General features: G+C 36.9%; 18 protein-coding genes. 15 read left to right on the forward strand and 3 right to left on the reverse strand.

The features are described 5' to 3' along the window. The first annotated feature begins 264 nt into the window (after positions 1-264). Positions 265-741 (forward strand): acyl-CoA thioesterase, encoded by a 477-nt coding sequence (locus IM793_RS08495; protein WP_121283650.1) that lies wholly within the window; start codon positions 265-267, stop codon positions 739-741. 109 nt (positions 742-850) lie between these two features. On the opposite strand, the gene IM793_RS08500 is transcribed toward IM793_RS08495, so the two are convergent. Then, complete coding sequence (locus IM793_RS08500) at positions 851-2,602, reverse strand: ATP-binding protein (RefSeq protein ID WP_193420581.1); 1,752 nt, start codon at positions 2,600-2,602, stop codon at positions 851-853. A gap of 973 nt (positions 2,603-3,575) precedes the next feature. Next, positions 3,576-4,097 (reverse strand): NADPH-dependent FMN reductase, encoded by a 522-nt coding sequence (locus IM793_RS08505; protein ID WP_193420582.1) that lies wholly within the window; start codon positions 4,095-4,097, stop codon positions 3,576-3,578. Positions 4,098-4,278: 181 nt separating this feature from the next. On the opposite strand from IM793_RS08505, the gene IM793_RS08510 reads away from it, so the two are divergent. The 14 genes from IM793_RS08510 to IM793_RS08575 all read left to right on the forward strand — a co-directional run bounded on the left by IM793_RS08510 (position 4,279) and on the right by IM793_RS08575 (position 22,278). Next, positions 4,279-5,082, forward strand: a complete 804-nt coding sequence (locus IM793_RS08510) for a ParA family protein (protein ID WP_055912555.1) — start codon at positions 4,279-4,281, stop codon at positions 5,080-5,082. 7 nt (positions 5,083-5,089) lie between these two features. Then, positions 5,090-5,998, forward strand: coding sequence for a ParB/RepB/Spo0J family partition protein (locus tag IM793_RS08515; RefSeq protein ID WP_193420583.1), 909 nt, complete (start codon positions 5,090-5,092; stop codon positions 5,996-5,998). After that, a complete protein-coding gene (locus tag IM793_RS08520) occupies positions 5,998-6,741 on the forward strand; it encodes a DUF5683 domain-containing protein (protein ID WP_193420584.1) in 744 nt (247 codons plus the stop codon). Before IM793_RS08515 ends, IM793_RS08520 begins: the two co-directional genes overlap by 1 nt. Before the next feature lie 113 nt (positions 6,742-6,854). Next, positions 6,855-7,589 (forward strand): 4-hydroxy-tetrahydrodipicolinate reductase, encoded by a 735-nt coding sequence (gene dapB, locus IM793_RS08525; RefSeq protein ID WP_121283645.1) that lies wholly within the window; start codon positions 6,855-6,857, stop codon positions 7,587-7,589. Positions 7,590-7,721: 132 nt separating this feature from the next. Next, the gene (gene lepB, locus IM793_RS08530) at positions 7,722-8,915 is read left to right on the forward strand and encodes a signal peptidase I (protein ID WP_132400504.1); all 1,194 of its coding nucleotides are present in this window, start codon (positions 7,722-7,724) and stop codon (positions 8,913-8,915) included. A 149-nt stretch (positions 8,916-9,064) separates the two neighbouring features. Next, positions 9,065-10,255, forward strand: a complete 1,191-nt coding sequence (locus IM793_RS08535; RefSeq protein ID WP_193420585.1) for an ROK family protein — start codon at positions 9,065-9,067, stop codon at positions 10,253-10,255. 102 nt (positions 10,256-10,357) lie between these two features. Next, positions 10,358-13,714: a SusC/RagA family TonB-linked outer membrane protein gene (locus IM793_RS08540; protein WP_227256182.1), complete on the forward strand. Its 3,357-nt coding sequence runs from the start codon at positions 10,358-10,360 to the stop codon at positions 13,712-13,714. Positions 13,715-13,733: 19 nt separating this feature from the next. Further along, entirely contained in the window at positions 13,734-15,335 is a 1,602-nt protein-coding gene (locus IM793_RS08545; protein WP_193420586.1) for a SusD/RagB family nutrient-binding outer membrane lipoprotein, read from the forward strand. Between the two features lie 58 nt (positions 15,336-15,393). After that, positions 15,394-15,981, forward strand: coding sequence for a redoxin domain-containing protein (locus IM793_RS08550; protein ID WP_193420587.1), 588 nt, complete (start codon positions 15,394-15,396; stop codon positions 15,979-15,981). Further along, positions 15,981-17,315: a cytochrome c gene (locus IM793_RS08555; RefSeq protein WP_193420588.1), complete on the forward strand. Its 1,335-nt coding sequence runs from the start codon at positions 15,981-15,983 to the stop codon at positions 17,313-17,315. Before IM793_RS08550 ends, IM793_RS08555 begins: the two co-directional genes overlap by 1 nt. Positions 17,316-17,371: 56 nt before the next feature. Beyond that, positions 17,372-17,659, forward strand: a complete 288-nt coding sequence (locus tag IM793_RS08560) for an FG-GAP repeat protein (RefSeq protein ID WP_193420589.1) — start codon at positions 17,372-17,374, stop codon at positions 17,657-17,659. Positions 17,660-17,756: 97 nt separating this feature from the next. Then, the gene (locus IM793_RS08565) at positions 17,757-18,053 is read left to right on the forward strand and encodes a hypothetical protein (protein WP_227256183.1); all 297 of its coding nucleotides are present in this window, start codon (positions 17,757-17,759) and stop codon (positions 18,051-18,053) included. A gap of 122 nt (positions 18,054-18,175) precedes the next feature. Further along, complete coding sequence (locus tag IM793_RS08570) at positions 18,176-19,603, forward strand: alpha-L-fucosidase (protein WP_227256184.1); 1,428 nt, start codon at positions 18,176-18,178, stop codon at positions 19,601-19,603. Between the two features lie 2 nt (positions 19,604-19,605). Further along, positions 19,606-22,278 (forward strand): glycoside hydrolase family 3 protein, encoded by a 2,673-nt coding sequence (locus IM793_RS08575; protein WP_193420590.1) that lies wholly within the window; start codon positions 19,606-19,608, stop codon positions 22,276-22,278. A gap of 86 nt (positions 22,279-22,364) precedes the next feature. Here the strand turns inward: IM793_RS08575 and IM793_RS08580 are convergent, their stop codons facing one another. Further along, positions 22,365-23,549, reverse strand: coding sequence for a M57 family metalloprotease (locus tag IM793_RS08580; RefSeq protein WP_193420591.1), 1,185 nt, complete (start codon positions 23,547-23,549; stop codon positions 22,365-22,367). Positions 23,550-23,906 lie beyond the last annotated feature (357 nt).

Here is a 23,906-nt window from a genome sequence, read left to right on the forward strand (position 1 = left end):
TGGTAGCTTGTTTCAGTATTCATCATGCTAATTAGATCATGAGATGAACTCAGGATGAAGACTTCAGGTAAGTTTACTTCCCCCTAATTCACAGAGTCCCGCAGAAAAACAATCAATTTGCGGTAATCATCTTAAATCTGCGGGACTATTTTTTGTGTTTATAGTTTAGTGCCGGGTCACCTCAACAGATCATAACAGCTGACCGCAGAAAAATATCTTATTTTATAATATCTTAGCGAAACCGTTAAACCAAGCATTATTACCATGGCCAGAACCAAAAACCACATCGAACTTCAATTTTTAAGCGAACCCTCTGATGTTAACTATGGAGGTAAGGTGCATGGTGGGATGATGATGAAGTGGATTGATCAGGCTGCTTTTGCCTGTGCCTTGCAGTGGAGCCAAACCTATTGTGTAACGGTTTATGTGGGTGGCATCAGGTTTTTTCATCCGGTTCATATCGGGCATCTGGTTAAAATGGAAGCACGCATTATTTATACGGGTAAAACCAGTATGCATATTGCCGTTGATGCTTTTTCTAAACCAGTAGGTCAAACCGATTTTGTGAAGAACACACACTGTATTATTGTGTTTGTCGCAGTAGATGACAATGGGCAGCCAAAGGCAATTCCGGCTTTTAAACCCAAAACCGAAAAAGAAATTGCCATGCATGGTTATGCCATTAAATTAATGGAATTGCGTAAAAGCATTGATAAGGAAATGGAACCATACATCGTTTAGCGTTGGGCGGGTGGCGTTGCAATCGCCTATTGACCATTTTCTATCTCACAAATTTTCTCTGTGTCCTCTGCGTAAACTTTGCGCCCTTTGCGGTTAAAAGAAATAGAATCTACTCTGCAACTGGTAAACTAAAACAAAACTTGCTGCCCTCACCAATGGCGCTTATTACCCATATTTTTCCGTTTTCTGCTTCGATAAAATCTTTAGAAATGGCAAGCCCCAATCCGGAACCTGATTTATTCTGACCATCAGTTGGTACCTGAAAATACCTGTCGAATAGTCTTTTTTGGTATTTTTCGTCAATGCCTTTTCCAAAATCACGGACAGAGAATTCAATAAAATTGTCTTTTTGCAACACATCAATAATTACCTTCGATTTTTCTGAACTGTAACGCAAGGCATTAGATAAAAAGTTAACCATTACCCAGGCAGTTTTCTGAATATCGGCATTTACATTTGGTAAGTTTTGGTCGCAGTTAAGCACCAGTTGAATCAATTTCTGTTCAGCCTGGAATTTAACAGCATCAATCGCATAACTCACAATTTCTTCAGGTTTGGTTACAGCAAATGTGAGTTTTAAATTGCCGGTTTCTACCTGCGAAAGATCAAGCAGTTCGCTGGTAATTTTTAATAATCTGTCGCTATCCTCTTTAATGTGGTTAAGTAACTCGTGCTGCTCTTCGTTCATCATGCCCACACGCTCATCGTTGAGCAATTTCAAACTCATTTTAATCGATGAAAGCGGTGTTTTCAGCTCATGGGAAACGGTTGCAATAAAATTTGTTTTGGCTTCATCAAGCTCTTTAAACTGCGTAATATTTTTTAAGGTGTAAACGCTTCCCGCAGATTTAGATGAGGCAATTAATGTGCTATCATCCTGCTCTTCATAATTTGGGATGATGATTTCGCGATTTTCCAGCAGGAAATAAGATTCTTTATCGTCAGTATAAATTTTTAAGGTATTGTCATTGGTGTCAGGTTTAATAATCCTTTTGAGCAACTCATTTTTTTGTATCAGTTCGGCTACATTTTGACCAATAACCTTGTCTTCATCCAAACTCATCAGTTTTGCAGCCAGATGGTTTAAAAAAAGCACTTCACCTTTCTCATTTAAGCCGATAATGGCATCCTGCATTTGTGCAATAATGGCTTCAATGCGCGACTTTTCGGATTTGATTTTAGATAAGTTACTGTTTTCCCATTCATTTAATTTAACCACCATTCCGTTAAAGGAGTTGGCCAGTTCTGTAAATTCATCTTCGTTTTCGAAGTGCAAACGCTGTTTATAATTTTTACGACTGATTTGCTTAATTGCTGCACTAAACTCGGCAAGTGGATTGGCTACAAAACCCGGGAAATTGACAATAAATGTAAAAAGGATGATAAAACTCAATGTCGCGGCAATCATAATATAGAGGTTTGCCCTTGATGAGGTTTCATTAGCCAACTCATTTTTATCGTAAATGGCCTTCATATTTACCTGTTCAATATTTTGTAACGCAACACGTAAATTTTTAATGCTATTTTCTTTGATGGTTAACGATTGCTGGCTGTTTAATATGTTAAAAGCCGCTTCTAATTTCTGGAAAGCTATTTTTTCGCCGGATTCCGTAATGTTTAATCCTTCGTTTTGCAAGTTTTCTTTAAATACAGTCAATTGAGTGCTGCTTAATGGAAGTCGGTTCTGATCGATTACATTCCGCATAGCAGCAACATATTTCAATGATTTATAGTTGTCTTTAAGAATTACTTTTGATTTATTGGAAAGCTCGTTTAAGAAAAAGAGCGCAATCAATCCGAATGATAAAACGATTATAAAGAGAAACCCGAATCCGAGGCGAAGCTTGGTTTTTATTTTCATCTGTTCTTATTTGTTTTTAATGGTGATGAAGCTATCATGATTTACTTATTTATTGTGAAGTTTTGTAAATCATTGATGGTTTCATGATTTTTTTGTTTAACTGCAAAGGGCTGAGAAGTTTTCGCTATTAACGCAAGGCAATTTCTCTCTTTTTTGTGTAAAAATAGGTTATAATTAAATCTGTTTCCTGATTAACTAAATTAGATAACAAAGGTTAAATAAATAGCATCTGTTTAGCCTGTGGTCAATAGCTATGCCAGTAGATATGGGTTTTGCTTAAGTTGTTGTTTTTTAGTGTGATAAGGTGTTTTGTTATTATTTTAAGTAAAAAAACCTTTTCATTTTGGAAGGGTTTTTATCAAAATGAAATTTTACTTTTGAAAGTTCAAAGTACTGTTTTTTGTTCATAAACCTTTTTGAATGGTAGCTGCCGGTTTCACGCCGGCACTACAAACGGAGCAGGACTGATGCTCCTATGAAATGCAGGTTGGGCTTTCCAAAAGCAAAAAAAAACATTAGATCTGAATTTTGTTTTTTTGGAAACCAGGTTCGGTAGCATTTAGGTTGGTATAGTTCCCGCTGTCCGCTTTACTGCGTATCGCTTCCATCGGGTTTATGTGGCACGACCAATAATACTATTTGGGGTTGCAGCTTGCGGAAATAATGCGCCATTAAATTATTCTTTGGGTCTTACAGCACTGTTCTTTGTTTATAAACCTGATCGTAGCGAACACGGAGTGCAACGGAGTAAAGCGAAGAGCAGGGAGAGATGTTCCTATGAAACACAGGTTGGGCTTTCCAAAAGCAAAAAAAACATTAGATCTGAATTTTGTTTTTTAGGAAAGCAGGTTCGGTAGCATTTAGGTTGTTGTAGTTCCCGCTGTCCGCTTTACTACGTGCCGCATCCATCGGGTTTAAGTGGCACGGCGAGTAATAATATTGGGGGTTTAGGGCGCAGAAAAATAAATAACGACTAGAATTTAATAAACTTCTCTATCTGCTCGTTGGTAAACTTAATCGTATCTGGTTGGCTTAAGTTGCCTTCTGTATCTAACTCGGTTTTTATATTTGGAATGTGTAAACGTAAGGGTAAAACATGCAGGTTAATATAGTGGCAAACGCCTGTAAAATGATCTACTCCGCGGATATTGCCATATTTGCCAGAAGAAATTCCAACCAGGGCTGCTTTTTTATCGTAAAAACTGTCTGGGAAATTAGAGGCATCTATTAATACTTTTAATACGCCCGGGTAACTTCCATTGTACTCTGGCATAATAAACAAAAACTTTTCCGTATTATAGATCATATCCTGGATTTCCTGAAAAGCTGCTGATCTTTTACCGTACATATCCGTGTTCAAAACATCTATAGGCAAGTGCTCCAGGCTGAACAGATTGGCATCGGCACCTTTTTCTTTTAGTTGCTTTTGGTAATATTTGGCAACTTTTAGCGTATTGCTATTGGGCCTGTTGGTAGCGGCTATAATTGTGATCATGGATAATTGTTAATAAGATGTGTAAAACCCAAACACGCTTCTTGCTAAAATTGCCATATAGTTTGTATCTTAGCTGATTGTGAAAAAGGCCGTAAACAATGCAAAAATAGAACTTTTTTGCCAATTAAAGTGCATAAATAACACAGCCCAAATAAACGTTAAGTAAATTTCGGATACATAGATGAGCAAAATTATTGCATTAGCAAATCAAAAAGGTGGCGTTGGTAAAACAACTTCATCTATAAACCTGGCTGCGAGTTTAGCCGTACTAGAATATAAAACTTTACTGGTAGATGCTGATCCTCAGGCAAATTCAACTTCAGGTATCGGTTTCGATCCCCGGAATATTAAAGACAGTATTTATGAGTGTATCATTAATGATATTGACCCTTTACAGGCCATCCAAAAAACAGATACACCAAATTTAGATTTACTGCCTGCCCACATCGATCTGGTTGGTGCGGAAATCGAGATGATTAACCTCAACAACCGCGAGTATAAAATGAAAGCGGTTTTGGAGAAAATCAAAGATCAGTATGATTTCATTATCATCGATTGTTCTCCATCCTTAGGTTTAATTACCATCAATGCTTTAACTGCAGCCGATTCAGTTATTATTCCTGTTCAGTGCGAGTATTTCGCGCTGGAAGGTTTAGGCAAGTTATTAAATACTATCAAAATTGTTCAGAACCGTTTAAACCCTGATCTGGAGATTGAAGGCATTTTATTAACCATGTACGATGTGCGTTTACGTTTATCGAACCAGGTGGTAGAAGAGGTGAGAACGCATTTCCACGAACTGGTTTTCGATACCATTATTCAGCGCAATACACGTTTAAGTGAAGCACCTAGTTATGGTGTTTCGGTCATTATGCACGATGCAAATTGCAAAGGTGCCATTAACTACCTTAACCTTGCCCGCGAAATTGTGAAGAAAAACGGCCTTTTAAAGGAAGAAGAAAACATAGGAACAGCAACTTTATAAATTATAGATGACATCTTTTCAGCGAAAAACAGGTTTAGGAAGAGGGTTAAGTGCGCTTTTAGATGATAGCGAATCTGCTCATCCGCCGAAACAGCAGGTAAATGCTGTGAGCGAAACCGAGCAGATTGGCAATATCAGTCATGTAAGTTTAACTGAAGTTGAAACCAATCCATACCAGCCCCGTACCGAATTTGACCAGGTAGCATTAAATGAACTTGCCGATTCGATTAAAGTACAAGGTTTAATACAACCCATTACGGTTAGAAAATTAGGCGCAAACAAATACCAGCTCATTTCAGGTGAGCGTAGGTTCAGGGCTTCAAAACTAGCTGGTTTAACACAGATTCCTGCTTACATCCGCAGTGCCAACGACCAACAGATGTTGGAAATGGCGCTGATCGAAAATATTCAGCGCGAAAATTTAAATGCCATTGAGGTAGCATTAAGTTTCCAGCGGATGATTGATGAGGTGGGTTTAAAACAAGAACAATTAGGCGAACGTGTAGGTAAAAACCGTACCACGGTGACCAATTACCTGCGTTTGTTAAAACTTCCTCCTGCTATTCAGGCTTCCATCCGCGATCAGAAAATTACTATGGGGCACGCAAGGGCCTTAATTAATGTTGATGGTGTGGACAAACAGTTATTTATTCACCAGGAAATTTTAGAAAAAGGCTTATCCGTACGTAAAGTAGAAGAGCTTGTACGTAATCTGCAGCATATACCTTTAAAAGCCGGCGAAAAATCAAAAGAAAAAGCTGTTTCTTTTCAATATCAAAAATTACAGGATGATCTGGCTTCTAAATTTGCTACCCGTGTAAAGTTAAAAGTGAGTCAGAACGGTAAAGGGGCAATAGAAATTCCTTTTATGAGCGATGATGACTTGAACCGAATTCTAGAGTTATTAGACTGGTAATGCAAAAGACTAAACTTTTCATACTGGTTGCTGCATTTACACTTTTCCTTGTAAACTTAGCCTCGGCGCAGGTTAAGGATACGTTATTGAAACCTACTGATACTACAAAAATTAAATTATCTAAATCTTTAGATACTGCGGCTAAAAAACCGATGACGAGAAAGGATTCGATGAAAGCCAAGTATGTTAATCCTGGTAAGGTTGCTGGTAGAAAAGCTGTTTTCAGATCGATGATTATACCAGGTTGGGGGCAGTTATATAATATGCAACTGCTAAACGATGGTTATGGTACAAGAGCAGGAAAAAGCCAGTTTTTTCAAAAGCTGTATACCGGTGGCAAAATTGCGGCTATTTATGGTGGGATAACTGTGCTTACCATGTCGTACATCGAAAGTAGCAAACAATATGATCTTTACTTGACAGAGCTGCAGTATCGCAACGATCACAATGATAAACCAAATCCGGATGGCCCATTTGTCAACGCAGACAAGGTAACTACAAGGTATTCTACACAAGGAATAACAACCGGTAAAGATACCTATAGAAGAAATAAACAGATTGTCTTGTTCTCTTACGGTTTGGTTTATTTTGCCAATATAGTAGATGCCTACGTTGCAGCCCGTTTGCATTTCTTCAATATTGACGATAACCTTTCTTTTAAGGTAATGCCATCGATGATTAATACCAATTCGGTATACGGTTTCAATGCAACGCCTGCACTAAAATTATCATTAACATTTTAATGCCGAAACCGTCGTGAAAATCAATAAAAGGATATTACATTTGAAATTGTGATGATGTGGCAATTAGCGGTTAGGAATAAAAAATAAGAACAGAAACTGAAAATAACATAACGATGAAAATTGCGCTTTTAGGATATGGTAAAATGGGGCAGATTATCGAAAAATTTGCGGTGGAACGTGGCCACGAAATTGTTTTGAAAATAACGATCGATAACCAGGAAGATTTAACCAGACAAAATTTAAAATCAGCTGATGTGGCTATCGATTTTAGTACGCCTGATTCGGTTTTAAAAAATATTGATGCCTGTTTTGATGCCAATGTGCCAATAGTTGTGGGTACAACCGGCTGGTATGGCAAACTCCAGGAAGTAAAAAACGATTGCAGCAATAGTAACAATACATTGCTTTATGGGTCTAACTTCAGTATTGGCGTAAATTTATTTTTTAAGCTTAATCAAACTTTGGCAAAGTTGATGAATAACTATCCTGCCTACGAAGTTCAGGTTGAAGAAATACACCATACCCAAAAACTGGATGCGCCAAGTGGTACAGCCATTACGCTTGCAGAAGGGATTGTAGATAACCTGGAAAGAAAACAAGAGTGGTTAAACGAAGTGGTAGGAACTGACGTAGAATTGTTTCCCAAAGCAGAACAATTGTTGATAGAATCGCACAGGATAGAAAATATTCCAGGTACACACACTGTAATTTACAGTAGTGAAGTAGATGAAATAGAAATTAAACACACCGCTCATAATAGAGCAGGTTTTGCTTTAGGTGCTGTGGTAGCAGCAGAGTGGCTAAAAGATAAAAAAGGATTTTTTAATATTACTGATATTTTTGAATAAAGTCGAAAGCGTAAAGCTGAAAGACCAAAGCATAATATAGTCTGTGAAATCACTCAATCTGTGAAATCACAACGAAGGATTACAGATAACAGGTAGCCGATTAAATAAATCGCGAAACCAAAAATAAGACATATGAATTATAAATTCTGGCAACGAAAAAAAGATGCCCCAAAGAAGAAGAAAACTAAAACCCGCGAGTGGGTTGATGCAATTGTTTTTGCAGTAGTGGCTGCAACCATCATCCGCGTATTTTTTATAGAGGCTTATACCATTCCGTCCGGTTCGATGGAGAGATCATTGCTTATCGGCGATTTCCTTTTTGTGAGTAAAGTAAACTACGGTGCACGTATTCCGATGACCCCGGTTGCTTTTCCTTTCGCGCATCATACGATGCCTTTAACCACTTCTACCAAAGCTTATTGGGATGGTGTACAGTGGAAATATCACCGTTTGCCAGGTTTATCTAAAATTAAAAGAAACGACGTAGTGGTATTTAACTTTCCTGAGGGAGATACGGTTGCAGTAGAAAACCAGGCAGAAAGTTATTATGCTTTGGTGCGTAGTATGGGCCGCCAACAGGTGAGAAGCACTTACACAATAGTAGATCGTCCGGTAGATAAACGCGAGAATTTTATTAAGAGGTGTATTGGTATTCCGGGCGACGTCATTTCGATGAGCAATGGTGTTGCCAATGTAAATGGCAAAAATGAGCCTTTAAAAAACACAGGTATGATGCCATATCGCATCGAGTTTAAAACCATGGATTTTAATTATGCTGTACTTGATGAATTTAAGCTGAATTTAGGAGGAACACCTGCTATTGCAGATAAGACATACGTTGTGGATGCATCTCCGGAAATTGTGGAAAAACTGAAAACTTTTGATTTTGTGAAATCAGTTACCTTAAGTCCTGATCCTGCCGGAGACGTTCCGGGTGGTGTTTTTCCAAACGATCCAAACAGGGTGTGGAACAGGGATAACTTTGGTCCTGTTAAAATCCCTTCAAAAGGATGGACCGTGAAAATCGACAGCAATACCATGCCGCTATATTACAGAGCAATCAGAACTTACGAAGGAAATAAAGTAGAGCAAAAAGCAGGTGTTTGGTATATTAACGATAAGGTGGCCACTACCTATACTTTTAAAATGGATTACTATTGGATGATGGGCGATAACCGCCATAATTCGGCCGATTCGCGTTATTGGGGTTTTGTACCCGAAGATCATATTGTAGGAAAAGCTTTATTTGTTTGGATGAGCTGGGATAGTACCGCATCTTTCTTACATAAAATTAGATGGAGCAGGTTGTTTATGGGAATTCATTAAGAAAATATAATTCTTTAGAATGGGCGAATAATCGAAAGATTATTCGCCCATTTTGTTTATGGCAAGTTTATAATTAACTTTTAAAAAAAATTAAAAAGTATTGTAATGTTTTGAAAATATTTTTTAAGTTTGAACTGTAATCAAATATCATGTCTGTAATTGTTGAGAAAAACCAGCGCCTTAGGGCTGGTGTTATAAAGCATTTATATTATAAAAAATCGCTATCACTTACAGACTTGAGTAAGCTGACGCAAAAGAGTTTGCCTTTGGTTACCGCTGTGGTTAATGGTTTAATCGCTGAAGGATATCTTATAGAAGAGGGTTTTGCACCATCAACAGGTGGCAGAAGAGCTGCAATGTTCTTGATCAATCCAAATCTAAAAAAATACATTGTAGCCCTTGCAATGGATCAGCTTACATCCAGGTTAACCATTTACGACCTTTCGAGAACAATGGTTACGCCAATTCGGACTTTAGAGTTCGAACTTTCCTCAAAAGAAAGCAATATTGGCGACCTTATAAATTTCATCAACAATAGTATCGATCAATCTGAAATCAACAGAACAGCTATTTTAGGAGTTGGTATTGGTATGCCGGGCTTTGTTAATGCTGATGAGGGCATAAATCACTCTTTTCTTAAAGTGGAAGAAGGAACAACCTTACAAAAGTATCTTTCGTCTAAAATCAATTTACCGGTATATATAGATAACGATTCTAGTTTAATTGCGATGGCCGAATTAAATTTCGGAGAAGCAGTTAATTTAAAAGATGTAATGGTGGTTAATATCGGCTGGGGAACGGGTTTGGGAATTATAGTAAATGGTAAATTATACCGGGGCAGTAGCGGCAGTGCCGGTGAGTTTAGTCATATTCCACTATCAAACAGCGACAATTTGTGTTCTTGTGGTAGAAGAGGTTGTTTAGAGGTTGATACTTCCTTATTGGTAATGGCTAAGCGGGCAGAAGAAGCAATAGCCGGAGGCGCGGAATCGAGCATGAAAGAACTTTTTAAAGATAAAAGTAAACACCCTGCCGATCATTTCTTATACGCTGTAGGTCAACAAGACCCCGTAGCCGTATCAGTATTGGCTAAAGCTATTTTTCAATTAGGCAAAGGAGTAGCTACATTAATCCATCTTTTAAATCCTGAGTGTATTGTTTTGAGTGGAAGAGGAGCTAAGGCAGGTAAAATGCTTTTGCCACCAATCCAGCAAGCTATCCATGAGTTCTGTATTCCGCGAATAGCCGAACAAACTGAAATAAAACTCTCTACCCTGACGGATGAAGCTGAATTATTGGCTGCCGGAAGTTTAACAGTAGAGTATAATCAATTTGACTAAAGACATTCTTAAACATAAAAACAAGGCATATGCAAAAATAAAAATCAACTTATCAAGTCTCGCACTACCTTAAACTTATTTTAAACTACTAAACTAAAAATTATGAAAAAAATGTACTTAAAGTGTGTAAGTATGTTGTTGTTATGTTTTTTAACAATAACAGCATTTGCACAAAAGAATATTACCGGCACAGTAAAAGATGCGTTGGGTAATCCCATTCCAGGGGTGAGTGTTCTCGAAAAGGGAACTCAAAATGGAACTTCTACCAACGCTGACGGTAGATTTACCCTTACAGTAAAAGATGGCGCCAGATTAATTATCAAATCTATTGGTTTGGTTACTCAAGAAGTTGCTGCTTCATCAAATCCAGCCATTGTAATGTACGATGATTCTAAGGCACTAAATGATGTTATTGTTACTGGCTTTGGTGTTAAAAAAGATGTTAAAAGGCTAAGTTATTCTGTGACAGCCGTTGGTGGTACAGAATTAGCACAAGCAAATAACGCCAATGTAGTAAATGCTTTACAAGGTAAGGTGGCGGGTGTTATGATTAATCAAGGTGCCAGTGGTCCAACTTCTTCTTCAAGAATTAGAATTAGAGGTAATTCATCTTTAAGTTCAAATACGCAGCCTTTAGTTGTTTATGACGGAATATTGTTAGAGCCAGGTACATCTGGAGCAGACTCATGGGGCGATGCTGCAGATTTTGGTAATATTATGAAAAACATTAACTCTGATGATATAGAAAGTATTAGCGTACTAAAAGGAGCTGCTGCATCTGCGTTATATGGTTCTAAGGCAGCAGGAGGAGTGTTATTAATTACCTCAAAAAAGGGTAAAACGACCAAGGGTTTGGGAGTAACTGTTTCACAAACTAGCTCTTTTGATGATGCCTATAAATTTGTAGATCTCCAGAACGAATATGGGGGTGGAATTTCTCCTGTATTTGCTAAAGATGCTAACGGAGTTGATATTGTTGACCAATCGGCAGGTTATTACGTAGGTGGTTATTCTTTTGGACCCAAATTGGATGGTAGAATGGTTAAGGATTTAGATGGTGTAATGAGACCATGGGTAGCCAATAATCCATTAGATTATTTTAATACTGGAAAATTTATTAATACAAACGTATCGGTAGAGGGTGCTAATGAAAACACAACGTACAGGTTAGCCTATACTAATTTGTATAATTCAAGTGTTTTACCAGGTAATAACTTAAAAAGAGATGCTTTTGCCCTTAGGGTCACCAGGGTAATTTCAAAATCAATTTCTGTTGATGCGAGTGTAAATTATACAATGTCTAATTCATTGAATCCGGCAAGGCAAGGAAGTGCGAATAACCCTTTATTTGCATTTACTTACTATAAACCTAGAAACGTTGATTTAGAAACCTATATCAATAATAATATCAATCCGGTAACAGGAGGAGCTTTAGGTTCTAGTAATCGAAATCTTTACGATCCATACGGCATAGGTTCTTTTGCCTATGGACTTCAAAATGATAATAGAACACAAAAGGAAAATAATTTATTAGCAAATATTGATGTAAACATCAAAATTCTTCCATGGCTATCTGCTTTGGTAAGAACCAATACTAACTTTTATAATATTGCTTATGAAAGAAAAAATAGAGGAAATGGTGTTGCCTTTTCAGGTGGTGATTATGAAATAACACAAAACACTAATAAATCTTATCGAATTCAGGGACTGTTAAATGCAACAAAACAATTATCAAATGATTTCGAGTTAAATGCTTCAATAGGCGCTGAAACTTATCAAAAAAATCTTGGTAACTCTGCATTTTATAACAGATCGTATACCAATGGGGGGCTTAAAATTGCTGATGTCTACTCCATTGCAAACTCTATTAATCCTGCATCAACAACCGCCTATCCAAATTTAGGTGAACGCACGGATGCAGTTTATCTATATGGAGATATTACCTGGAAAAACATGCTAACCTTAAACTTTAGCGGAAGGAACGACTGGTCATCAGCACTTACTTATAAAGATGGTCATGGTAATTATTCATACTTCTATCCTAGTGTAGGCTTGGCATGGGTATTTACCGAATTACCAGTATTCCAAAATAATTCGATATTATCTTTTGGAAAGTTAAGAGCCTCATATTCTTATACAGGATTATCAGCTAGACCACAACTTACTAATACTGACGGTTACTATAGATTACAAGATGGTACTTTTAGTAATGCAAACGGAGGAAATCAATCAGTTTATGGATTTAGCGACAATATTCTTAAAAATAACAATTTAAAGAATGAGTTGACTAAAGAACTTGAAATTGGAACCAATTTAGGGTTCTTCAAAAACCGTTTAAGTTTCGATGTAGCGTATTATAAGAAAAATTCTTACAACCAGATTTTAAGTTTTTCTTTACCACAAGAATCCGGAGTTAGTTCACAATCTTTAAATGCGGGTAATATCCAAAATCAAGGTATCGAGATCCTGGTAACTGGTAAGCCAATCGTATCAAGAGATTTTAATTGGAATGCTTCACTTACTTTTACACGTAACCGCAACAAAATATTAGAATTGGCACCTGGAGTTGAAAACTATGATTTAGATTTAGCTTTTGGTAATGACATCACTTCAGTAGCCAGAGTAGGTGAACAATATGGTTCGTTGATTACAGGATTTGGTTATTCATATTATCAAAAGAAAGATGCAAGCGGTAATCCGATTGCCAGTCCAAATAATGGTAAAAAAGTATTAGGTAATACTGGTTATGGAACTACTGGCGGATATTATACCTATGTAAGATCGCAGGATTATGATGGTACAAAGAAAAATTTAGGTACTATGATGGAGGATTATCTTGCAAGTACAAGACAAGAATTATCTTATAAAAACTTCACATTAAGCTTTCAAATTGATGCTAAAATTGGTGGTTTAATGGCCTCTGGAACCCATCAGTATGGATCAGCTAATGGTTCGTTTGCCAATTCACTTTTTGGTAGGGATGAAGCTTCAGGTGGTGTAACTTATACCGATGCAAACGGGGTAGTACAGCATGATGGTATTATTCCTGACGGTGTATTGAACGATGGATTAAAAGCTAACGGAGTAGATTTAGGCGGAATGACCTATGCAGATGCTGTTAAACAAGGTTTATTAAAACCAATACCAGCTTATGCGTATTATGAAAACTTAAGTCAATGGTCTAGCGGTATCAGAGAATATTCAGTATTTGAAAATTCTTGGGTTGCACTTCGTGAAGTAACTGTAGGATATAACGTACCTAGTAAGTATTTAAGTAAATTAAAAATAAATACTTTAAGCTTAAATTTAACAGGTAGAAACATAACCTATTTGTATAAAACAGCTAAGGATGGAATTAATCCTGAAAGTATTTTTAGCAATAGAGCAGGTGCTTTTGCTGAATATGGAGGCTGGCCTTTGGTTAGAAGTTTAGGTTTTAATGTTAGGGCATCGTTCTAATTATTTAAAAAATACAGATATGAAGACTATAAATAAAACAAAAATATATTTCCTAATGGTTTCTGCATTGCTTGTAATGGGCGGTTGTAAAAAGGAAAGCTTTGTAGAAGCAAATTTAAATCCTTCTACACTATACGAAGTTAAACCGGAAGATCAGTTTCTTCGTGCGGCGGTGGGTTCTCAAGACGATTTCGAGTATTTTGCCGATGTTTATCGGGCAGCCAATTTATGGATGCAATACGCTACCTTAAGTACAGGAAATGGATTGAATTTTAATAATGTTGGTTCACAATTCAATACCCGTTACGGGAAAATATTTTATGGCAGATTAGGTCCGGCCTTAGTTGATGCTATAAAAAATATCGAATCAATGCCTGACGCAGATAAAAATGCGAGAGTAAATATGAAAGCAATTTCGCAGATACTTTTGTCATACTATGCATTTTATGTGAGTGATATCAATGGAAGCATTCCTTATACTCAGGCCTTTCAGGCAAGATATGGCGGTACCTCAACTCCTGCTTACGATACCCAACAGGCCGTATTTGCAAAGGTGGATGCGGAATTGAAAGCAGCGGTAGCGACTTTGAAAAGCAATGCAACCGGACAGATTAACCTTGGAGGAAATGATCCTTATTTTAATGGCGATGCAACACTTTGGGCTAAAGCAGCAAATGCTTTACGTTTGAAAATCGCTATTCGCTTAATGAAAGTTGATCCGGCCAAAATGAAAACAATCGCAACTGAAGTACTAGCAGATCCAGTACAAATGGCTGGCGTTAATGATTCATGGATGCTCAAAGTAGGGCCATCGTATGCAGATGGTGCTGGTAACTTCAGCCCAGCGAATTTCGCAGCAGGTAAGCCAGTATTGGATTTTATGGTAGCAAAAGGCGACCCGAGGTTATCGGCATTCTATCGTCCAAATGCAGCAGGAAATTATGTAGGCAGTTTTACTAGTCCGGATGAAGCAAAATTACCAGCAAATACACCAATATATTCATCTATCGATAATTTGTCACAATTACAACATAGGTTATTTACACCTAACTTTAATGAAAGTGATGGTTTAGGTGCTGGTACTGGTAAAGGATTTTACCCCGTTTTAACTTATGCTGAATATTGCTTTTTACGCGCAGATCTTGCAGCTCGTGGCGTGACCACAGATGTGGCTGAAACCTGGTATAAAAATGGAGTGTATGCTTCAGTTCAATTTTATAGTGATAGAGCTGTTGATGCCAAAGTAGCAAACTTTAATGCAGTAGCAACTTCGTCTATTGATGCCTATTATAACGAAGTTGGTATTAAATTCGATGCAACTAAAGCAACTGATCAAATTGCTTGTCAGGCTTACCTTGATTTCTTCAGGCAACCCTTAGAAGCGTGGGCATGGTGGAAAAGAACTGGCTTCCCAAATACTACATCAGTATTAGCCTGGTCTGATCTAAAAGCAAATGGTACAACGCTTGTTTTAGCACGTAGAGCTGGTATTGATTTGTTAACAACTACTAACTTAAACTATGCAAATCAACAGGCTGCGATTGTCGAAATGGCTAAAAACCCTGATTTTGGTAGCGGACCAAATGACGCCTTTGGCCGCGTTTGGTGGGATAAAAAATAATCACTAAATTAAAAGAACCCTTAGTAGCTTATTAAGGGTTCTTTTTAATTAAAAGCAAATGAAATTATTTAATGTTTTTTTCGGACTGAGTTTTTTCTTTATCGTAGCCCTTGCGCCGTTATGGATTAGAGCCCAGGAAAATTTAGTATCTGCAAAGAAATTAAAGACCATCAAATTAATAAATTTAAATGGCAGGGAAAGCGGTATTAATTTGGATAAATCAGTAGTAATTGTATTTCTGAGTCCAGAATGTCCGCTATGTAAAAATTATCTGCCTGGCTTGGTAAATCTTCGAAATTCTAATAAAAGCATCAATTTTTATGGCGTAATATCTGGTACTAGTTATTCATTAAAAGAAATAAATAAACTTAAAAATGAATATGGTATTAACTTCGATTTATTGATAGATAGAGATAAAGGTTTATCAAAATATTTAGGTGCAACCACTACACCTGAGGTTTTTTTAATCAATAAAATGGGGGCAATAACCTATAGTGGACTAATTGATAACTGGTCTTCTTCGCTTGGACAAAAACGGTTGGTAATTACCGAGAAATATCTCGAAGAGGCTATAAAAGACCTATCAAATGGTAAACAAATTTTTAAAAAGACAATTCCTGTAGGCTGCCTAATTAACGACATATAATGAGTTTGAAATCTTTACTATTATTAAAAAGTATTGCCATTATAGTGGGGGTGTTCACTATTTTGAATAGTGCAATAGCTCAAGGAATAACTTATTATAAAGATGTTGCACCCATTATTCAAAATAAGTGTCAGTCATGCCATAGGCCTGGAGAAGCTGCGCCATTTTCATTATTAACTTATGAAGATGTCGCAAAAAGAGCCTCCTTTATTAAAAAAGTAACGCAATCTGGTTACATGCCGCCATGGAAACCAGACAATCACTATCGGTTATTTAAAAATGATAGGTCTTTAACAAATGAAGAAAAGCAAACTATAGTAAAATGGGTTGATGCTAAAATGCCGATGGGAGAGGTAGCTGAAACGTCAAAAGTAGCTGTTAAAACATATATAGAAGGTACCCAGTATTCAAGAAAACCTGACCTTGTTTTAAAGGCAACCTCAGCATTTAAAGTTTTAGGTGATAACAAAGAGCGGTTTATAGTGTTTAAAATTCCTTTTGATATTGGTACAGAAAAAAATGTAGAAGCAATGGAGTTTTTTTCGTCCAATAAGAAGGTTATTCACCATGCAAACTTTGCAATTCACCCTGTGTCTAATGACATTGATATTAACCAAGGAGCTGAATTTTTAAATTTGACAGAAGATGACAGGACAAAGTACTCACAGTATTTTCCTTTCAAGAGAACAATGACCTATTACGGAGGATGGATTCCAGGAACATCCTATGAATCTTATCCAAATAATTTTGGTTGGGTAATGCCTAAACGTGGCGTTATATTATTAACTATACACTTTGCTCCAGTTTCAAAGGAGGAAGAGAATATTTCAGGCGTAAATTTCTTTTTCAAAAAAACACCAATTGGACGGAAAGTCGAGGTAATTAGCTTAGGTTCTGCTGGTGTAGGCGAAAAGTCTATCGAACCTTACTTTTTTATCCCTGCCGAGTCAGTAAGAAAGTTCGAACTAAAAATTACCACACCACAAGATCAATCCTTATTATACATTTGGCCTCATATGCATTACTTGGGTAAGATATTCAAATCATACGCAGTAACTCCTCAGAAAGATACAATACAACTCGTTTCAATTCCATCCTGGGATTTTAGATGGCAAGAAATTTATCAATTTAAAAATTTGGTGAAAATCCCTAAGGGTTCTATACTAACAATAGAGGGAACTTATGATAATACCTCAAGTAATCCTAACAATCCTAGTAGTCCACCGCGGAATGTTTATTCGGCTAACGATATGAAGTCTACTGATGAGATGTTGACGATGTTACTTGTGTTTTTGCCTTATAAAGAGAATGATGAACAAATTATCTTAAAATAAAGAGATTTACAAACGATAGTGTTTTTAATTTTTGGCTTGATTTAATAATAATTATCATGAAAATAACAATATGGTTATCTGTACTACTAAGCCCAGTGGTGACGTTTGTTGTTAAAGATGCCAACGGTCAAACATCTTTATTTACTTTATTAACGGCAAAAGAAACCAATAATAATTTTATGAATAAAGTTATCGAAACCGATTCATTACATATTATGAATTACGAATATTTGTATAATGGATCGGGTGTTGGAGTGGCCGATTTTAATGGTGATGGTTTGTCAGACATTTTTTTTTATCAAATGCATCAGATCATAAATTATACTTTAACAAAGGAAATTTAAAATTTGAAGATATTAGAAATAAAGCTGACGTAAGAGGAAATGATACATGGATATGTATCGCTGATGTAAATGGGATAGTGGATATTACAATCAGCAAATGAGAAATATGCTGCAGTTAAACGAAGGATTAGCAGAAGATGGTAATTTGCGTTTTAGCGAAATAGGACAATTAGCAGGTATTTCAAATATACATTGGAGTTGGGCACCTTTATTTGCTGATTTTGACAACCATGGCTGGAAGGACTTATTTATTTCTAACGGATATTTAAGAGACTTTAGTGATACGGATTTTCTAAAATATACCGTTGCGAATGCCCAAAAAGAATCGCTTAAGCAAGGAAGTTTAAAATTTCAAACCTTCGATTTTGCCAATAAGAAGTTTTACTTCTTTTAATTAAGCTGCTATTAGTAGACTTTATGGTGGTTATTGAAAATGGTCAGATTCAAGGTAGGAATATTGGAGCATATCAGACTGAAAAAGTTATAATGAAAAAAGATTAAGTTAAAAATAAAATAATGATGAAAATAAAATATCTCCTAATACTTGTTTTAATTACTTCGGCTAAATTTTCAAGCGCTCAAAGAAATGATATCCTCAAAGAATCAACAAAATATGAATGGCCACAAGATGAGGCAGTAAAAAAGAAGCTCGATACCTGGCAAGACCAAAAGTTTGGAATGATTATCCACTGGGGACTTTACGCTGTTCCAGGGATTATCGAATCATGGTCTATCTGCTCTGAAGATTGGATTGAAAGGGATAGTACTATCAAATACGAAGATTATAAAAAATGGTATTGGGGCCAGAGCGAAAAATTTAACCCAACAAAATTCAATCCTGAGCAATGGGCAAAGGCAGGTAAGGATGCTGGAATGAAATACCTGGTTTTTACCACCAAACATCACGATGGCTTCGCTATGTTCGATACCAAAGAAAGCGATTTCAGCATTGCAAAAGGTCCATTTGCCAACAACCCTAAAAAAGATGTTGCTAAATATGTGTTCGATGCTTTCCGTAAGGAAAATTTTATGATCGGCGCATATTTTTCTAAACCCGACTGGCATTCTCAATACTATTGGTGGGATAAATATGCCACTGCAGATAGAAATAATAATTACGATATCAGAAAAAATCCGTGGCGGTGGAATATGTTCAAAAGTTATACCCAAAACCAGATCGGCGAGTTGATGAACAATTACGGTAGCATTGATATTTTATGGTTAGATGGTGGCTGGGTTCGTCCGAGGGCAAGCGTAAACCAGGAAGTGCTTTCTTGGGGAGCGCCAATTCCGGAATGGAGTCAGGATATTGATATGCCTAAAATTGCAGCTAATGCCAGAAAAGTACAGCCTGGTTTAATTGTGGTAGACAGAACGGTACATGGCCAGTTTGAGAACTACCAAACCCCTGAACAGAAAATCCCTGAAAAGCAATTGGATTACCCATGGGAAAGTTGCATGACCTTGGGGGGCGCCTGGGGCTTTGTACCTAACGATCAATATAAATCAGCAGGAGAAGTGGTTCATAAATTGGTAGAAATTGTAGCCAAAGGCGGAAGTTTACTTTTAGGTATTGGGCCAAAAGCTGATGGAACGCTGCCTGATAATGTGATTACCAGATTAGAGGAAATTGGGAAGTGGACCAGCAAAAACGGTGTAGCCATATACGGAACAAGGATTACCAAAAATTACCATGATGGGCAAAATTGGTTTACCCAAAGTAAAGACGGTAAAACCATTTACGGCATCAGTTTAATTAACAATACGACAAACAAGGAAATTTCATGGCAAGGAAGTATGCCTAAAAAAGGAAGTCTCATTACCATTTTGGGTACCAACCAAAAGGTAAAATGGACATTGAAACACGGTAAGGTACACTTCAATTTCCCTAAAACAGAGGAGAAAATAGCTTTGACTTTTTCTTTTACACCCGAAACTAATTAGCAATGCCGAAATCAATAAAATACTTATACTTATTGCCCACACTTTTTTTCTCTTGCGGCCTTTTTGCTCAGGTTAAAAAAGGGCAAATTTTACCTTATAAAAATCCAAAATTAGGTATCGATTTAAGGGTAAGAGACCTGATTTCGAGAATGACACCTGAAGAGAAATTCTGGCAGTTGTTTATGATTCCTGGAGATGTAACCGAAAAGAATAAAGATCAGTTTAAGCAGGGTATTTTTGGTTTGCAGGTAAGTGCAGCTGCACAAGGAAGTGGTAATGCACAACAAATGTTAACTTACAATACCTCTGAAGACGGACTTTCTCTGGCTAAAAAGGTAAATAAGATTCAAAAATACTTCATTGAAGAAACCCGTTTGGGCATTCCAATCATTCCATTTGATGAGGCTTTACACGGTTTGGTTAGGCAAGGAGCTACGGCCTTCCCGCAATCAATTGGTTTGGCTGCAAGTTTCGATACTGCTTTAGTGGCCAAAATCGGTACCGCTATTGCAAATGAGGCAAAAGCACGTGGCTTGAGAGATCTTTTGGCACCTGTAATCAATATGGCAACAGATGTAAGGTGGGGCAGGGTAGAAGAAACTTATGGAGAAGATCCATATTTAACAACTGTGCTGGGACATGCTTTTATGAATGCTATAGAAAGGCAGAATATCATTGTTACACCAAAGCATCTTATTGCCAATGTAGGCGATGGTGGGCGCGATAGTTATCCTATTGAAATGGATAAACACTTTTTAGAAGAAATCCACTTTCCAGCATTTAAAGACGGAGTTAAAAATGTGGGCATCCGTTCATTAATGACTTCCTATAATAGTGTTTTTGGTACGCCTGCAACCTCTAATAAATGGTTGCTTACCACTAAATTGAAAACGGAATGGGGCTTTAAGGGCTTCGTGATTTCTGATGCAGGTGCAGTCGGAGGTGCCAATGTTTTACATTTTACGGCCAAAGATTATAAAGATGCCACAGCACAGTCAATTAACGCAGGCCTTGATGTAATCTTCCAGGTAGATTATAACCATTATAAACTTTTTCTACCTGCATTTTTAGATGGTAGTATTCCAAAATCGAGAATAGATGATGCATTGTCAAGGGTTCTGAAAGCTAAATTCGAGCTGGGTCTGTTTGAGCATCCTTACGTGGATGAAAGTATTGCTGAAAAGATGTTAAGCGATCAAAGTAATCGCAATCTGGCCAAAGAAGCGGCTTTGAAATCTTTTGTATTGCTAAAAAATGATAACAATACACTTCCGTTAAAAAGTGTAAAACAGATTCTACTGGTAGGGGAAGATGCCATTGAAGCCAGATTAGGTGGCTATAGCGGCACTGGAAACAATAAGATAAATATATTGGACGGCTTAAAAAATGCAGTAGCCAATAACGTTAAGGTTAATTATGTAAAAGGCAGTAGCCGGGAATTGCAGTCTTATGTTCCTATAGACAGCCAGTTTCTTTCTGTTAATCAGAAAGCAGGATTAATGGGAAGCTATTATAAAGGGTTTCACTTCTCGGGGAAACCCGTTAAAGAAGTAAATGATAAGGCAATTAATTTCAGCTGGACCTTATACCCACCAGATGACCAGCTTCAAGTGGATGATTATGCTGTGAGGTGGACTGGTAAAATTAAGGTGCCGCAGAATGCCGATGTTAATATCGGATTAGAGGGAAACGATGGTTACCGATTATATTTGGATAACCAATTGATGATCGATAACTGGGATAAAAAGTCTTTCAGTACTAGGACAGTTCCGTTTCATTTCGAGAAAAATAAGGAGTATGCCATTAAGGTTGAATTTTTTGAATCTAAAGGCAACGGTAAAATCAAACTGATCTGGGATTATAATATCAGGAAATCAAACGAAATAGCTGATGCAGTGGCTGCGGCAAAGAATAATGATGCCATTGTATTCGTTGCAGGTATAAAAGAAGGAGAATTTTTGGATCGGGCAATGTTAAATCTGCCCGGTAACCAGGAATTGTTGTTGGAAGAACTCGAAAAAACAGGAAAACCGATTATCGTGGTATTAACTGGTGGAAGCGCCATTAATATGCAGCCCTGGTTAAATAAAGTAAGCGCGGTTTTAAACGTGTGGTACCCTGGCGAAGCAGGAGGCGCTGCTGTTGCCGATATCTTGCTCGGAAAAGTAAATCCATCAGGTAAACTTCCAATTACTTACCCGATTGACGAATCGCAGTTGCCTTTGGTTTACAACCACAAACCTACCGGAAGAGGCGATGATTATAACAACTTAAGCGGCGAACCACTTTTTCCATTTGGATATGGATTAAGTTATACCAACTTTTCTTACAACAATTTGAAGTTTAACCGCAAAAGCATCGCTAAAAATGAAACCGCTACTGTAAGCTTCGAACTTAAAAATACAGGCAATTACGATGGTGAAGAAGTGGTACAGCTGTACATGAGACCTTTGTTAAGCAAATTAGCTCAGCCAGTTCTTGCACTGAGGGCTTTCCAACGGATACATTTAAAGGTTGGTGAAACAAAGATAGTTTCATTTAAGCTAGATAAGGAGGTATTGCAAACACTTGATATCAATAATGTATGGGAAGTAGCTCCGGGGGAATACAGAATTATGATCGGATCATCAAGTAAATCACTTTACTTAAAAGATAACTTAACTGTTAAGCCTTAAAAAAAATACCTTCTATTGTTGGGTATAAACCATATTATTAATAATTGCCGCAGATTTAAACAGAATCTGCGGCTTTTTTTTAAATATTAATCTAATCCATAGTTCTTGAATGCAATGGAAACAAAGCCATTTTGTACAGACATGTTAAGATTAGAAAAAGTAATTGTTTTATCGGTAGCATTTATAACACCATTAATTCTTGAGCCATTGTTAGCACTTGCTGTGGCAGACACCGGTATATATCCTGAACTTATTTTTACCACTAGCGTCGAGCTTGGATTATAACTGTTAATGTTATAAACATAGGTTGAGGTAGCATTTACTGGTGGAGTAGAAATTGTTGCTGCAATATAAGTTCCATTTAATATTAATCCATAATAAGTTGGTGTATTACTCATGGTCGTAACCCTGAAGGAGTAAGTATATGTTGGATAACCATATAAATAATTTAAAGCAACGATATCATTTGTGTTAAAAGAACGATCTACACCATTATTGCAGGCAAGCATAAATGAATTGGGCTCGGCAGAAGCTGGAGTTCCAGGTATTTGAATAGCGCCCGAGAAGTTTTGAATATCAGAACTATTATAGCTACTACCTTCATTTCCACCTCTTGAGCAGCTATAACTCCGGTCGTAATAGTCAGTATGTCTTAGACCTATGCAGTGACCTATTTCATGCTGAATTACAGAGGTGATGTAGCCTACATCTGGATTTGTACCGAATGCAGCAGGATTTGTATTTAATCCAATTTGATTAAATGGATTTCCGGAAAAAGGAAAACCACCATAGCCTAACTTGGTGCCTGTAGGAGTTGGACCTTCATTAAAGCCAATAATTTCAATATTTCCGTTGCTGCTAACCAGTTGGAAATTGATTTTCAAATTTAATGAGTTATACCTTCCAACAGCATTACTGGCTGCTGTTGAATAAACAGCGGGTAAATTTGAAACAGAAATTGTTACTGTACGCGGTAAGTTTTGAACCAGATTATAGGTTTGGTACTGTTCTGATTTAGCAATGATTAAGTTTGAAGAGTTTGTGGCCTTACCTAGAGAAGATTTTGGTATAAAAATATCTCCCTCCACAATATATCCATCTTTCATAATTGTTATGCCGTTGGTATTAAATCCCATTTCTTTAATACTAGCTAATACTGATTCAGGTATTTTAGTGTTTTGTTGGGTTTCTATATTTTGTTTTTTAGCACATGAATAAATCATGAAAATAAATGAAACAGCAAAAAAGCGAATAAAGATTTTTTTTTTCATAGTTTGAATTTGGTTTGTATGTTTAGAATTACGGTATATAAAGTCTAATATACATAGAAAATCTATTAACTATTAATAAATTGTCTGGTATTTCGGATTATAGGAAAAGATAAATCTTATCAGAAATTAGTTCCTGATTTAACCGTTCCAAGTTTCAGAGAAGTTAAAATAGATTGTTTATTTGTCCATTTCTGTAATAATAGAAAAGATCTCTCCACTCGCGTCGCTTCGGAGATGACGATTTTTCTATTGGAGTCTGTCAAGTCGTGAGTCGAAGGATCTTTACGATTGAAAATGGAATTGCTACACTCCAACTTTGCGAATTTAGTGCTTTCTTCTCAGCGCCCTTTGCGGTTA

It is taken from the genome of Pedobacter sp. MR2016-19, from assembly GCF_014947265.1.
In the GTDB taxonomy this organism is placed as follows: Bacteria; Bacteroidota; Bacteroidia; order Sphingobacteriales; family Sphingobacteriaceae; genus Pedobacter.